Below are 14,644 nucleotides of genomic sequence, written 5' to 3'. Positions count from 1 at the left end.
TGACGCAGTTCAGGCGTCGATCTCTACCTCTGCCTCGGTGCGCACGCTCGCCCGGCCGTCCCGGTCCACCTCGACGCTCAGTGCGTGCCCGGCCACCGACAGGCCATCGACCCGCAGCGGGAACCAGTCGGCGAACGCGGCCGCCGGGGCCACCCGCAGCCGCCCGGCGGGCACGTCGGCGGCCAGCCCGAGCGCCACCCGCACCAGCACGAACGCCGAGGCCGCCGCCCACGCCTGCGGGCGACAGGCCGACGGGAAGGGCAACGGCCGCCCGTGCGCGGCCGGCCAGCCACCGTAGAGCTCGGGTAGCCGGTGGTCGAACCGGGTGCCGGCCGCGACCAGGCCGCCGGCCAGTGCCGCGGCCAGCGCGTGCTGGCCCGCGCCGGCCAGGCCGGCGATCGCGATCGCGGTGTCGTGCGGCCACACCGAGCCGGTGTGGTAACCGATCGGGTTGAACGAGGGATGTCGAGGACTCATCGTGTGCAGGCCGAAACCGCTGTCCAACACCGGAAGCTGTGCGGCCACAGTGGACTCCTCGGCCGCGGTCAGCAGCCCGGTGCCGAGCAGGTGACCGAGGTTGGAGGCGATCGTGTCCACCGGCCGGCCGGCACCGTCCAGCGCGATCGCGGGGAAACCGTTGACCCAGAAGGACTTCCGGAACCGGGCCCGCAACCCGGCGGCGAACGCGGTCGCCTCGGCGGCACCCCGCTGGTTGAACGCGGTCAGCACCGCGGCCGCGTCCAGCACGGCGCGGTGCGCGTAGGCCTGCGCCTCGGACAGCACGATCGGCGCGCTGGCAATGGTTCCCGCACTGTCCTGAATGGCGTCCGGGGAGTCCTTCCAGCCCTGGTTGGCCAACCCACGCCCGGACTCGTCACGGTAGGCGAGGAAACCGTCGCCGTGCGCGAGAATCCAGTCCAGCGCGCGGCGCAGCGCCGGCAGCAGCGGCTCGATGTCGGCGGCCGGCAGGCCCCACCGCCACGCGTCGTGCAGCAGGCTGATCCACAGCGGGGTGGCGTCGACGGTGCCGTAGTAGCAGGGCGGCAGGCCGGGGCGGCGCGCCAGACCGGTGGCCAGCTGGCGGATCTCGTGCAGGATCTTGCCCGGCTCCTCGGCGGTCTCCCGGTCGTGCCGGGTGCCCTGGCGGCGGGCCAGCGTGCGCAACGTGCCGAGCGCGAGGTCGGTGCCAAGCGGCAGCGCGAACCGGGCGGTCCACAGCGAGTCCCGGCCGAACAGCGTGAAATACCAGGGCGCGCCGGCACCGGCGAACCGGTCGGCCGGCGCGGCCGGGTCGGCGAGCAGCAGCGCGCGGAGATCGTCAAGGCCGGTGGCGACCAGCCGGTCAAGCTCCGGTTCCCGGCTGGTGACCCGCAGCGGCCCGAGGTCCCGGCTGGCCGGCGCGGTGACCACGGCGTCCTCGGTGCCGCCGGTGGCGTGCAGGGTGATGGTGACCCCGCCGCGCCCGCGCGCGGGCACCAGCAGGTCCCACTCGAGGGCGAGGCGGTCGGCGGTGACCTCGACCCGGTCGGCGGGGCGGTCGGTGCTGGCCGTGGTCGCGCACGAGCCGGCGGTCCAGGCCACGCCCTTCCCGTCGTGGACGGGTGGGACCGGCGGCGTCGGGTGGTCGTGGCGGACGGCGAGGATGGGGGCGAGGTCGGCGGCGAGTCGGACCCGCATGGTCGCGGTGACCTCCGTGCGGGCGTCGTTGACCAGGTCGATCGTCTCGTGGAGGTGGGTCGGGGTCACGGTGCGGCGGCGTTCCAGGCGCACGGTCTGGTCGCCGGTCGTCACCCCGAGGGTCGGGACGGCGCCGACGAAGTGCTGGGACGCGGCGGAGGTCTGCCAGTGGCCGATCGGCCGCGGCGGCGCCCCGTCGACCAGGACCGTCAGCTCATGGAGATGGCGCACGTCGGCCACCAGCCAGCCCGCGGCGCCGGGCGGTCGCAGCTGACCATCCGGCGCGGACAGTACCGCGGCCGGGGCACAGACCACGGTGACGAGATCGGTGAGGAACAGGCTCACGTAGTCGACCTCCATGCTGGAGTTGCTCCGGGGTTACGTTGGCATCATGGAGTACACCCAACTCGGCCGTAGCGGCCTGTCCGTGTCCCGGCTCGTGCTCGGCACCATGAACTTCGGGCCGGAGACCTCCGAAGTGGACAGTCACGCGATCATGGACCGGGCGCACGAGCGTGGCATCAACTTCTTCGACACCGCCAACATGTACGGCCGGCGTCGTGGCGAGGGAGTGACCGAGCAGATCATCGGTCGCTGGTTCGACCTCGGCGGCGGGCGCCGCGAGCGGACCGTGCTGGCCACCAAGCTCTACGGTCAGATGGGCGACTGGCCCAACGACGGCCGGCTCTCCGCGCTGAACATCCGGCGCGCCGCCGACGCGTCGCTGCGGCGGCTGCGCACGGACTACCTCGACCTCTACCAGATGCACCACATCGACCGGCACACGCCGTGGGAGGAGATCTGGGAGGCCTTCACCGTGCTGCGCCAGCAGGGAAAGGTGCTCTACTTCGGGTCGTCGAACTTCGCCGGCTGGCACCTCGCGCAGGCGCAGGAGGCCGCGCGGGAGCGGCAGCTGCTCGGTCTGGTCAGCGAGCAGTCGATCTACAACCTGCTCAACCGCTGGGTGGAGCTGGAGGTGCTGCCGGCCGCGCTGCACTACGGCGTCGGCGTCCTCCCGTGGTCCCCGCTCGGCGGCGGACTGCTCGGCGGGGTGCTGCGCAAGCAGCGGGAGGGCGGCGCGTCCCGAGGAGTCAGTGAGCAGACGGCCGACGCGTTCGCGAAGCATCGCGACGCCATCGAGGTCTACGAGAACCTCGCGGCCGACCTCGGGGTCGACCCGGCCGACCTCGGCGTGGCCTGGCTGCTGAACCAGGAGGGCGTGACCGCGCCGATCGTCGGCCCGCGCACGATCGAGCAGCTGGACGGCTCGTTGCGGGCGCTGGACATCGAACTGGACGCCGAGACGCTGGCCAAGCTGGACGAGCTGTTCCCGCCGCCGGGGCCGAACGGCGCCAAGCCCGCCCCGGAGGCCTACGCCTGGTGAGGCACCGGTCTCAGTCGTCGTCCTCGTCGTCCCTGGCCAGATAGGTCGCCAGGCGTTCCACGGCGGTCTCGAACTCCGGGTTGGCGTCGACGAAGTCACGCAGCTTGGCCGCCAGCCAAGCCAGCGTGACCTCCTCGTCGCCTCTGCGGTCCGCGAGCTCCTCGAGACCTCGGTCGGTGAAGTACATGAGATCTACGAGAAGGCCTTCTCGATGATCTCCCGCTGCTCCACCTCGTGCACCTTGCCCGAGCCGGCCGACGGCGCGGACATCACCCGGCGCGAGACCCTGGTGAGCCGCGGAACCTCGGCGAACAGCTCCGGCAGGTGCAGGCCGTAGAACGGCCAGCCGCCCTGGTTGGCCGGCTCCTCCTGCACCCAGCGCAGGTCGGTGATGTTCGGGTAGCGCTCGAAGATCGCGCCCAGCCGCTTGAGCGGCACCGGGTACAGCTGCTCGATGCGCACCAGCGCGACATCGGTCAGCCCGCGCTTGGCCTGCTCGGCGGCCAGCTCGTAGTAGAGCTTGCCGGACACCAGCAGCAGCTTGCGCACGGCGGCCGGGTCGGTCACCGTCGGGTCGTCGATGATCGAGTTGAACCGCGACTCCTCGGTGAAGTCGGACACCGGGCTGGTCGCCGCCTTGTTGCGCAGCATCGACTTCGGCGTGAACACCACCAGCGGCCGGGCCACCCCGTCGAGGGCGTGCCGGCGCAGCAGGTGGAAGTAGTTCGCCGGCGTGGAGGGCACCGCGACGGTCATCGACCCCTCGGCGCACAGCTGCAGCCACCGCTCGATCCGGCCGGACGTGTGGTCCGGGCCCTGGCCCTCGTGGCCGTGCGGCAGCAGCATCACCACGTCCGAGCGCTGGCCCCACTTGGCCTCGCTGGAGGAGATGTACTCGTCGATCACCGACTGCGCGCCGTTGACGAAGTCGCCGAACTGCGCCTCCCACAACACCAGCGCGTCCGGGTTGGCCACCGAGTAGCCGTACTCGAAGCCCAGCGCCGCGTACTCGCTCAGCGCCGAGTCGTAGACCATGAACCGGCCCTGGTCGTCGGACAGGTTCTGCAGCGGCGTGTACTCCCGGCCGGTGCGCCGGTCCATCAGCACCGCGTGCCGCTGGGTGAACGTGCCGCGCCGCGAGTCCTGCCCGGCGAGGCGGACCAGGTGGCCCTCGATGGTGAGCGAGCCGAACGCCAGCAGCTCGGCGAAGGCCCAGTCGATGTCGCCATCGCGGGCCATCTTGGCGCGCCGCTCGAGCACCGGCTTCACCCTCGGGTGTGGCTGGAAGCCCTGCGGCAGGTCGACGTGCGCGTCGGCGATCCGTTCGAGCACCTGCTTGCTGATCCCGGTCGGCAGCTTGGCCGGCACCTGCTGCTCGGACTCGACCGACGGGCTCGGCGCCACCGGGTGCTTCTCCAGCTCGCGCACCTCGTTGAAGACGTGCTCGAGCTGGCTGGAGAAGTCCCGCAGCGCCTTCTCGGCCTCCTCGACGGAGATGTCGCCCCGGCCGATGAGCGCCTCGGTGTAGGTCTTCCGGACGCTGCGCTTGGCGTCGATGATGTCGTACATCGCCGGCTGGGTCATCGAGGGGTCGTCGCCCTCGTTGTGCCCGCGCCGCCGGTAGCAGACCATGTCGATCACGACGTCCTTGTTGAACGTCTGGCGGTAGTCCATGGCCAGCTGGGCGACCCAGTAGCAGGCCTCCGGGTCGTCGCCGTTCACGTGGAACACCGGCGCCTGGATCATCTTCGCCACGTCGGTGGCGTACTGCGACGAGCGCGAGTGCTCCGGCGCGGTGGTGAAGCCGACCTGGTTGTTGATGATCACGTGCACCGTGCCGCCGGTGCGGTAGCCGCGCAGCAGTGCCAGGTTCAGCGTCTCGGCGACCACGCCCTGGCCGGCGAACGCGGCGTCGCCGTGCAGCGCGACCGGGAGCACGGTGAAGCCCGCGCCGCCCTTGTCGAGCAGGTCCTGCTTGGCGCGGACGATGCCCTCCAGGACCGGGTCGACGGTCTCCAGGTGCGACGGGTTGGCGGTCAGCGTCACCTTGGTCTCGCCGTCGCCGAACATGCGGAAGTACTTGCCCTCCGCGCCGAGGTGGTACTTGACGTCGCCGGAGCCGTGGGCCTGGCCGGGGTCGAGGTTGCCCTCGAACTCCTGGAAGATCTGCGAGATCGGCTTGCCGACGATGTTGGCCAGCACGTTCAGCCTGCCGCGGTGGGGCATGCCGATGACGACCTCGTCGAGCTCGTACTCGGCCGCCTTGTCCAGCACGGTGTCCAGCAGCGCGATCACCGACTCGCCGCCCTCGAGCGAGAACCGCTTCTGGCCGACGTACTTGGTCTGCAGGAAGGTCTCGAACGCCTCGGCCGCGTTCAGCTTGGACAGGATGTACTTCTGCACGGCCTGCGGCGGCTTCTCGTGCCGGACCTCGACGCGCTCCTGGATCCAGCGGCGCTCGGTCGGGTCGAGGATGTAGGTGTACTCGACGCCGACCGTGCGGCAGTAGGAGTCGCGCAGCACGCCGAGCACGTCGCGCAGCTTCATCCGCTCCTTGCCGGCGAAGCCGCCGACCGGGAACTCGCGGTCGAGGTCCCAGAGGGTGAGCCCGTGGGACAGGATGTCGAGGTCCTCGTGCTTGCGCTGGCGGTAGTTCAGCGGGTCGACGTCGGACATCAGGTGGCCGCGGGTGCGGTAGGTGTCGACCAGCCCGATCACCCGGGTGGTCTTGTCGATCGCGCCCTCGGGGATGTCCTCCACCCAGCGCACCGGCTCGTAGGGCAGGCGCAGCGAGGTGAAGATGTCGTCGTAGAAGTTGTCCTCGCCGAGCAGCAGCTGGTGGATGCGGCGCAGGAACTCGCCCGACTCCGCGCCCTGGATGATCCGGTGGTCGTAGGTCGAGGTCAGCGTGATGATCTTGCTGACGCCGAGGTCGACCAGCGCGCGCTCACTGGTGCCCTGGTACTGCGCGGGGTACTCCATCGCGCCGACGCCGACGATCGCGCCCTGCCCAGGGGGGAAGCGCGGCACCGAGTGGTTGGTGCCGATGGTGCCCGGGTTGGTCAGGGAGATCGTGGTGCCGGTGAAGTCGTCGGTGGTCAGCGCGTTGTTGCGGGCCTTGCGGATGATCTCCTCGTAGGCCTGCCAGAACCGGGTGAAGCTCATCCCGTCGCACTGCTTGATCGACGCGACCACGAGGTTGCGCATGCCGTCGCGGCCGGGCAGGTCGATCGCCAGGCCGAGGTTGACGTGCTCGGGGGTCATCACGGCCGGCTTGCCGTTCAGGTCGCCGTAGTGGCGGTTCATGTTCGGGAAGTCGGCCAGCGCGCGGATCACCGCGTAGCCGATCAGGTGGGTGAAGCTGACCTTGCCACCCCGGGTACGGCGGAGGTGGTTGTTGATCACGATGCGGTTGTCGAACAACAGCTTCGCCGGCACCGCCCGCACGCTGGTCGCGGTCGGGATGGTGAGCGAGAGATCCATGTTCTTGGCGATGATGGCCGACGCGCCGCGCAGCGGCTTGCCGTCCTCGCCCGCGGCGGCGGCCTTGGCCGGCGCCTTGGCGGCCGCCTTCGCCGGCTGCGCCTTGGCCGGTTGCTTGTCGGCGGCGCCCGACTTGGTTGGCGCCTTGGCCGCCGGCGGCTTGCTGTCGGTCTTGGCCGGCGTCGTCTTGGCCGGCGTGGCCTTGGCGGGTGTCGTCTTGACCGTCTTGGTGGCCGCGCTGCCGGACGACGCGCCAGCCTGACCGTTGCCGGAACCGGGCGGAGCCGCGCCGGTTGTGGGCTTGGTCACGGTGGCGTCGGTTGTCGGCTTGCTCGGGGCCGGTGTCGCGACTCGCTGGGTCGGCTTGTAGTCGGCGAAGAAGTCGTGCCACGCGTCGTCAACTGACGACGGGTCGGCGAGGAACTGTTCGTACATCTCCTCGACGAGCCACTCATTGGGGCCGAACTGCGACGCAGGGCTGCTGCTGGACACGGCAGGCACTCGCCTCTATCTATCTCGATCTGTTACTGAAACGCTACTTGTTCAGGCTAGTCCTCATGGGTGATCGATGACGTCCCCCATCGAACTGTCGCCAGATACTCGCACCTCTGTCGAACGTACCCGCACTCGGTCCTGACCAAGTGCTCCGCCACGGGCTAAATCGGCCGAATCGGACGTCGAGTCGGTTCGGTCGCGATTCGCACTGTCGACAGCTACCGCCGGTAACTCGGCGGTGCCGTGGCGCCACAGTTCGGCGTAGTGCCCGCCTGAGACGAGCAGGTCGGCGTGGGTGCCCTGCTCGACGATCCGCCCGCCTGCCAGCACCACGATGCGGTCGGCGCGGGCCGCGGTGGCCAACCGGTGCGCGACGACGAAGGTCGTCCTCGGCCGGCTGAGGCGCTCGCTCGCGGCCAGCACCACCGACTCGGTGGCCGGATCGAGCGCGGCGGTCGCCTCGTCGAGCAGCAGGATGTCCGGGGCGACCAACTCCGCGCGGGCGAGGGCGACCAACTGACGCTGCCCGGCCGACAGGCCCTGACCGCGCTCGCCGACCTGTTGCCGGAAGCCGGCCGGCAGTCCGGCCACCATCGGCAGCGCGCCGACCGCCCGCACCGCCCGCTCGATCACGACCGGGTCGGTCTCCGTCTCGGTCTCCGTCTCGATGTCGGTGTCGGTGTCACTCGTGGAGCCGTCGCGGTGGCCGTAGCCGACGTTGCTCGCCACGTCGCCGGTGAACAGGTGGGGCTCCTGCGGCACGACGCCGAGATGTTGGCGATAGGCGGACGGGTCGAAGTCGCGGATGTCGACGCCGTCGACCACCACCGCGCCCTCGGTCGGGTCGTAGAACCGGGCGATCAGCTTGACCACCGTCGACTTGCCGGCGCCGGTCGGGCCGACCAGCGCGACCGTCTCGCCGGGGCGGACCGACAGCCGCAGGTCGGTGACCGCGTCGCGGTCGGCGCCGGCGTAGCGGAAGGACACGCCGGCCAACTCGACCGCGCCGTCCAGCGTCGCCGGCACCGGGGTCGGGTCGGCCGGCGGCGCGACCGACGTCGGGGTGGCCAGCAGGTCGGCGATCCGCCGCAGGCCCACGCGCGCCTGCTGGTAGCCGTCGAACACCCCGGACAGTTGCTGGACCGGGGCGAAGAACAGGTTCAGGTACAGCATGAACGCGAGCAGCACGCCCGGGCTCAGCGTGCCGGCGGCCACCCGGTTGGCGCCGACGGCGAGCACCGCGGCCTGGGAGACCCCGGCCAGCAGCGCGACGAACGGGAAGTAGGTGGCCACGTACCGCTGGGCGCGCAGGCGGGTGCGCCGGTAGGTGTCGCTGCGCTGGGCGAACTCCCTGGCGGAGTGCTCCTCGCGGGTGAACGCCTGCGCCACCCGCAGCCCGGAGACGTTCTCCTGCATGTCCGCGTTGACCGCGCTGACCTGCTCACGCGCCTGCGTATAGGCCACTGTGGACAGTCGCTGGAAGATCACCGTGGCGATGACGAGCACCGGCAGCACGGCCAGCGCGACCAGCGCGAGGCCGAAGTCGGTGAGCAGCAGGGCGACGGTGATCGCCACGACGGTCAGCATGCTGGCCAGCGCGCTGCTCAGCCCGGTCTGCAGGAACGTGGACAGCGCGTCGACGTCGGTGGTCATCCTGGTCATGATCCGGCCGGCCAGCTCGCGTTCGAAGTAGTCGAGCCCCAGCCGCTGCAGGTGGGCATAGCTGCGCACGCGCAGCAGGTAGAGCAGCCGCTCGCCGAGCCGGGCGGTGAGCACGGTGGTGGCCGAGGTGTTCCAGAAGCTGATCACCACCAGCACGGCCGCGACCGCGGTGACCGCCCACAGCGCGGTGCCGTCGCCGGTGAGCACCCCGTTGTCCACGCCCGTGCGGACCAGCGTCGGCAGCGCCATCGTCACCAGCGCGTCCAGGATGACCAGCGAGGCGACCACGGCCATCGGCACCCGCACCAGCGCCAGCAGCTTGCGCAGCCGGAACCCGGGGTCCGGCGCGGTCGGGTCCTCGCCGTCGAGCCGGGGTCGCTCGGTGGCCGGGGGCAGCGCGCGGACCCGGTCGAGCAGCTCCGGGGTCGGCGGCGTGCCCGACAGCGCGCCGCTCATCCCGCCGCTGCTCACCCCGCCCGGTCTGCCGGCACGGCCGATGCCGGCCGGGACCGGGCGGTTGACCTGGCCCGCCGGCGCGTCGTCCTGGTTGGGCCACAGCGCCGGGGTCCAGCCGTCCTGGCCGGGCGCGAGGTCCGCGGCCGCGCGCCGGGTCGGGTCCTCGATGGCCTCGCCGGGGCCGGCCAGCAGCGCGCGGTAGAGCTCGCAGCGGTCGGTCAGCTCGGCGTGCGTGCCGGTGTCGACGACCTTTCCCTTGTCCAGTACCGCGATCCGGTCGGCGAGCGCGAGTGTGGAGCGGCGGTGGGCGATCAGCAGCGTGGTCCGGTCGCGAGTGACCGCGCGCAGCGTGTCGTGGATGGCGGCCTCGGTGGCGGTGTCCACCGCGGAGGTCGCGTCGTCGAGCACCAGCACCCTCGGGTCCGACAGCAACGCCCTGGCCAGCGCCACCCGCTGCCGCTGCCCGCCGGACAGCGTCAGCCCGCGCTCGCCGACCACCGTGTCGTAGCCGTCGGGCAGCGCCGAGATGAACGCGTCGGCCTGCGCGGCGCGGGCGGCGGCGCGGACCTCCTCGTCACTGGACCCCGGTCTGCCGTAGGCGATGTTGGCGTGCACGCTGTCGGAGAACAGGAACGCCTCCTCGAACACCACGCCGACGGTGCCGCGCAGGGAGGCCATCCGCAGGTCGCGCACGTCGACCCCGGCCACGGTGATCGATCCGGCGTGCACGTCGTAGAACCGGGGTAGCAGCAGCGACACCGTCGACTTGCCAGAGCCCGCGGTGCCGACCAGCGCGAGCGTCTCGCCCGGCCGCACCCGCAGGGTGACCCGGTCGAGCACGGGCTCGCTGCGGGTGTAGCCGAAACGCACGTCGTCGAACCGGACCTCGACCGGGCCCGCCGGCACGTCCACCGCGTCCGGCGCGTCGGTGACCGTCGGGTTCGAGTCGATCAGCTCGTACACCCGCTCCACGCCCGCCCTGGCCAGCTGCACGTTGATCAGCAGGCTGGACAGCATCCTGGTCGGGCCGACGAGGTTGGCCACATAGCTCGCGAACGCCAGGAACGTGCCCAGCGTGACCTGCCCGTTCATCGCGAGGAACCCGCCGAACGCGAGCACCGCCACCTGCCCGGCCGCCGGCATGGCCACCATCGTGGCCGCCGGTTTGGAGGTGAGTGCCGCGGTGCGCATCCGCTCGCCGAACAGCGTGCGCGCGGTGCGTTCCAGGCGGCGGATCTCGCGCGCCTCCTGGCCGAACCCCTTGACCACCCGCACGCCGGTGACGGTCTCCTCGACGTGCTGGGCGAGGTCGGCGGCGCGCTGCTGTGCCGACCAGGACGCCGGGAACAGCGTCCGCCTGCTGCGCACCGCGACCATCGCGACCACCGGCGTGATCACCAGCGCGATCAGGGTGAGCAGCGGCGAGAGCCACAGCATCGCCGCCAGCGCGCACAGCGCGAACACCACGGTGCCGATCGACAGCGGCACCATCATCAGCATGCCCTGCACCAGCTGCAGGTCGGTGATCGAGCGGGACACCACCTGGCCGGTGCGCAGCGTGTCCTGCTTCGCGCCGTCGAGCCGCTGGACCGCGGCGAACACCTGCTGGCGCAGGTCGTGTTGGACGTCGAGCGCCAGCCGGCCGCCGAGGTAGCGGCGGACGAACGCGGTGACGAACGTGGACAGCTCCATCACCAGCAGCGCGGCGACCAGCCAGCCGAGCCGGGCCGTGCTGCCGGCCACCGCGTCGTCGACGACGAACTTGACCAGCAGCGGCCCGGCCGCCTGGAAGCCGACGCCGATGACCGAGGAGAGCAGGGACAACAGGACCAGCCTGCGGTGCCGCCAGCAGGTGGCGGACAGCCGGCGGATCCAGCCGGGCGGGGCTTCGACGGTCGGTGCTGACACGAGATCCAGACTAAATCGAAGCCCCGACAGGACTGGTCAAGGCTGGTCAGGTGATGTCGCGGCTCTTGTTGCGCAGGATGCCGAAGACGAAGAAGATCGCCGTCCAGCCGAGGAAGATCAGCCCGCTGATCCACATGGAGAACGCGCCCGGCGCACCGGCGGCCGCCCTGGCCACCATGTCGAAGTTCTCCTTCTGCTCCTCGGTCGGGTTGCCGCCTGCCAGGTCCTGGATCTGGTTGAACAGCAGCTCGGCCGCGGTCGAGCCGGTCAGCCCGTTGGCCGCACCGTTGGGCATCAGGCCGGCGATGTTCGAGCCCTCGCTGGACAACCAGATGATCAGCTCCGCGACCGGGCCGATCAGCGCGGCGTACAGCAGCAGGATGACCAGGGTGGCGACCGGGGAGCCGAGCAACGCGCCGACGCCCATGCCGAGCAGCGTCCACAACATGCAGGCGATGATCCCGACGAGCAGGATGAGGATCCAGTCGCCGCCGTCGGGCAGCAGGTCGCCCCCGCTGCCGATCAACACGCCAAGGCTCGCCGCGCCCGCGACGACCGCGCCGTAGATCAGGCCCCACAGGGTGTAGACGATCGCCTTGGCGCCGAGCACCGACGAGCGGCTGCCCGCGGTCAGGAAGCTGGTGGTGATCGTCTTGCGGTTGATCTCGCTGGCCAGCGCCAGCGCGCCGAAGACCATCGGGAACAGCGTGGCGAAGTTCATCGCCCTGGTCAGCGCCACCGAGTTCACCGCGATGTCGGTCTCGTTGACGTCGACGTCGAGGGCGTCACCGATGGAGTTCGCGATGTCGGTGAAGGCGATGGCCGACAGCCAGCCCCAGCCCAGCGCCAGCGCGACGGCGGGGATGAGCAGCGCCCACCACAGCTTGGTGGTGAAGATCTTGAGGAACTCGGCCCTGATCAGGTTGCCCATCAGGCGTTACCTCCGGTTCCACCCTGACCGGGCTGCTGGTCCTGCGGTGGTGGTGGCTGCTGCGGCTGCTGTTCTGGCGGCGGCTGCTGCTGCGGCTGTTGTGGTGGCTGTTGTGGTGGCAGCGGTGCCTGCTGGTCCGGTGCCTGCTGTAGTGGCGGCTGCTGTTGTGGCGGCTGCTGTTGTGGCGGCTGCTGTTGCTGCTGGGGTGGTCCCCACGCGTTGGGTGGGGTGCCGGGCGCCTGGCCCCAACCGGCCGGCGGAGTGCTCTGCTGGTCCCAGCCCGCTGGCGGGGTGGCCTGCGGTGGTTGCTGCTGGAAGCCGGGCGGCGGCGTGTGGTAGCCGGACTGCTGGCCAGGCTGCTGGAAGCCGGGCGGGGGTGTGTTGTACCCCGACTGCTGACCCGGCTGTTGGTAGCCGGGCGGGGGCGTGCCGTAGCCGGGCTGCTGCTGGTAGGGCTGCTGTGGGAACCCCTGCTGCGGCACCGGCTGGGCGTACCCACCCCCCGGCGGCGGGCCGTAGCCAGGCGGCGGCGCCTGGACGCCGGGCGCGGAGTACTGACCGCTGGTGAGGCTGAAGAACAGCTGCTCGAGGTCGGCCCGCTCCTCCTGCACGCCGTAGAGCGCGACGCCCGCCTTGGCCGCGATGTCGCCGATCTGCTGGACGGTGGCGCCGACCACGGCGACCCGGTTGTCCGGCAGCGGCGTCACGTTGGTGATCTGCTCCTCCTGCAGCGCGGCGACCAGCTTGGCCGGGTCGTTGGGCTGCACGATCACCCGGCTCTGCTGGGACTTGCGCAGCTCGTCGAGGTGGCCGTAGTACATCGTCTGGCCGTGGCTGATGATCACCACCTGGTCGATGGTCTGCTCGACCTCGGCCAGCAGGTGGCTGGAGATCAGCACGGTGCGCCCGCTGGCCGCGTAGGCCTTGAGGAAGGTCCGCAGCCAGGCGATGCCCTCCGGGTCCAGGCCGTTGGCCGGCTCGTCGAGCACCAGGACCTGCGGGTCGCCGATCAGGGCGGTGGCCAGCGCGAGCCGCTGCTTCATGCCGAGGGAGAACCCGCCGGCCGAGCGGGTGGCCGCGGTGCCGAGACCGACCAGGTTCAGCACCTCGTCGGCCCGCTGTTCGGGCACGCCCATCGCCGCGCAGTACACCCGCAGGTGGTCGCGCGCGGTGCGGGTCGGGTGGAACCCCTGCGCCTCCAGCACGGCACCGACCACCCGGCCGGGATTGCCGAGCTGGTGGAATGGCTGGCCGTTGATCGTCGACCACCCGGCGGTCGGCGCGACCAGGCCGAGCACCATTCGCAACGTGGTGGTCTTGCCGGCGCCGTTCGGTCCGAGGAACCCGGTCACCGAGCCGGGCTCGACCTGGAAACTCAGGTTCTGCACCGCGGCGACCTGACCGAAGTTCTTGGTCAGGTTCTGTACCACGATGCGGCCGCTTCCGTCGTGCACTGGCCCCTCCTGCCTGCCGAGTCGTGCGGGTCATCTTGCCCCATGGGAATCCGCCGGTGGGGTGAACCGCACCGGTTGGTCACGACCACAGCATTCACCAGGAGGAAGGAGCGACCCGCGGGCCCGTCAGCTCTGGCGGAAGGGATTGCGCAGTTGGCGGGTGCGCGGACGGCGGGGGAGGCCGTCACCGATCAGTTGTTCGTGGGCCGAGCGCCACACCGGGCACGGCCAGCGGCGGGCGCGCAGCCCCGGCCGGCAGGCCACGCACCGGCCGGTCTCGTCGCCGCGGTGGGAGCGCAGCAGTACCCGCCAGCCGTCGGCGAGGCGGTTGAGCTCGGCGCGGGCCAGGGGAAGCAGGGTGGACGGGTCGGCGTGGCCGGCCGCGCGGTCGAGCATGTCGAGCTGGTGCAGTACGGCCTGGCGCACCACGTCGGTTCCTGGCCACATCGGTCAGCTCGCCTGCCTGGCCTGCCCGGTGTGCACGGCGACCTGGTCCAGCGCGAGGCTCAGCCCGCGCGCCTGACTGGTGGAGAGCACGGCGGCGGCCCCCGGTGGCGGCACGAGCACCACCAGCTCGTCCTCGACCAGCAGCATCAGCGCGCGATCCCGACCGAACGGGTCATGGCAACGAACGGACCAGCGGGGTTCAGTCACTCAACTCACATCGGCGCGCCGCGTGATCGACCGAAGTGGTAACGGCGGGCTTCACTCCAATGCTCGTATTCTCACTCGATCGAGCGGCGGTGTCTCCGTCCTAGTAGCAAGTTGCTGATCGGGTGGTCGTGAACGATCCTCGGGATCCGAGCGTCATTCGGTCCAAACAAACCAAACTCGCCGACCCCCGGTATGTGTCGACAGGCCCGCAATCGCATATCCTTGACGTGGCGGCCCGCTCCCAGTGACCCCCAGGCTGGTTGAGCGGGCCGCCCCGACTCCCCGTGTTCAGTGGCCGTTCGGCCCCTTCCCGGGTTCTTTCCAGACCTGGGGGGCGACCCCCCAGACCCCCACGGTGCTTGCTCCTTGGGGTGGCTGCGTGGGGGCGTTGGGGCTTGGACCAGCGGGTTTGTTGGTGCTTTCTGGGTGTTGGGTGCGATCTTGACGGTTTTTTTTCTCGTTGGGTGCTGATCTGGTGTGGGGTGGGCGTGGGCTGGGTTTTGGAGCGTGGGTGAGCTGGGGGCCTTTGGGTTGGGTGGG

9 protein-coding genes are annotated in these 14,644 nt (G+C 71.0%); 1 reads left to right on the top strand and 8 read right to left on the bottom strand.

Annotated elements, in window-relative coordinates; translation table 11 throughout:
• Positions 1 to 9 precede the first annotated feature (9 nt).
• Positions 10 to 2,037 (bottom strand): glycogen debranching N-terminal domain-containing protein, encoded by a 2,028-nt coding sequence (locus ACYVIP_RS32625; RefSeq protein ID WP_460403397.1) that lies wholly within the window; start codon positions 2,035 to 2,037, stop codon positions 10 to 12.
• Between the two features lie 31 nt (positions 2,038 to 2,068).
• Here ACYVIP_RS32625 and ACYVIP_RS32620 point away from each other — a divergent pair, with 31 nt between their 5' ends.
• Positions 2,069 to 3,061, top strand: coding sequence for an aldo/keto reductase (locus ACYVIP_RS32620; protein WP_460403395.1), 993 nt, complete (start codon positions 2,069 to 2,071; stop codon positions 3,059 to 3,061).
• A 10-nt stretch (positions 3,062 to 3,071) separates the two neighbouring features.
• Here the strand turns inward: ACYVIP_RS32620 and ACYVIP_RS32615 are convergent, their stop codons facing one another.
• The 7 genes from ACYVIP_RS32615 to ACYVIP_RS32585 form a co-directional block, all read right to left on the bottom strand.
• On the bottom strand, positions 3,072 to 3,248 hold the full coding sequence (locus tag ACYVIP_RS32615; RefSeq protein ID WP_460403393.1) for a DUF6104 family protein: 177 nt from the start codon (positions 3,246 to 3,248) through the stop codon (positions 3,072 to 3,074).
• 5 nt (positions 3,249 to 3,253) lie between these two features.
• Positions 3,254 to 7,036: a multifunctional oxoglutarate decarboxylase/oxoglutarate dehydrogenase thiamine pyrophosphate-binding subunit/dihydrolipoyllysine-residue succinyltransferase subunit gene (locus ACYVIP_RS32610; RefSeq protein ID WP_460403391.1), complete on the bottom strand. Its 3,783-nt coding sequence runs from the start codon at positions 7,034 to 7,036 to the stop codon at positions 3,254 to 3,256.
• 63 nt (positions 7,037 to 7,099) lie between these two features.
• Positions 7,100 to 11,065, bottom strand: coding sequence for an ABC transporter ATP-binding protein (locus ACYVIP_RS32605; RefSeq protein ID WP_460403389.1), 3,966 nt, complete (start codon positions 11,063 to 11,065; stop codon positions 7,100 to 7,102).
• Positions 11,066 to 11,111: 46 nt separating this feature from the next.
• On the bottom strand, positions 11,112 to 11,996 hold the full coding sequence (locus ACYVIP_RS32600) for an ABC transporter permease subunit (protein WP_460403387.1): 885 nt from the start codon (positions 11,994 to 11,996) through the stop codon (positions 11,112 to 11,114).
• Positions 11,996 to 13,450 carry an ABC transporter ATP-binding protein gene (locus ACYVIP_RS32595; protein WP_460403385.1) on the bottom strand — a complete coding sequence of 485 codons (1,455 nt, stop codon included), beginning with the start codon at positions 13,448 to 13,450 and terminating at the stop codon, positions 11,996 to 11,998. The genes ACYVIP_RS32600 and ACYVIP_RS32595 overlap by 1 nt, the downstream gene beginning before the upstream one ends.
• Positions 13,451 to 13,576: 126 nt before the next feature.
• Positions 13,577 to 13,897 carry a hypothetical protein gene (locus tag ACYVIP_RS32590; protein ID WP_460403383.1) on the bottom strand — a complete coding sequence of 107 codons (321 nt, stop codon included), beginning with the start codon at positions 13,895 to 13,897 and terminating at the stop codon, positions 13,577 to 13,579.
• Between the two features lie 3 nt (positions 13,898 to 13,900).
• Positions 13,901 to 14,104 (bottom strand): hypothetical protein, encoded by a 204-nt coding sequence (locus ACYVIP_RS32585; RefSeq protein ID WP_460403381.1) that lies wholly within the window; start codon positions 14,102 to 14,104, stop codon positions 13,901 to 13,903.
• Positions 14,105 to 14,644: the final 540 nt, after the last annotated feature.

This window comes from Actinophytocola sediminis (genome assembly GCF_054779715.1).
This window is presented reverse-complemented; position numbering and strand designations above follow the sequence as displayed.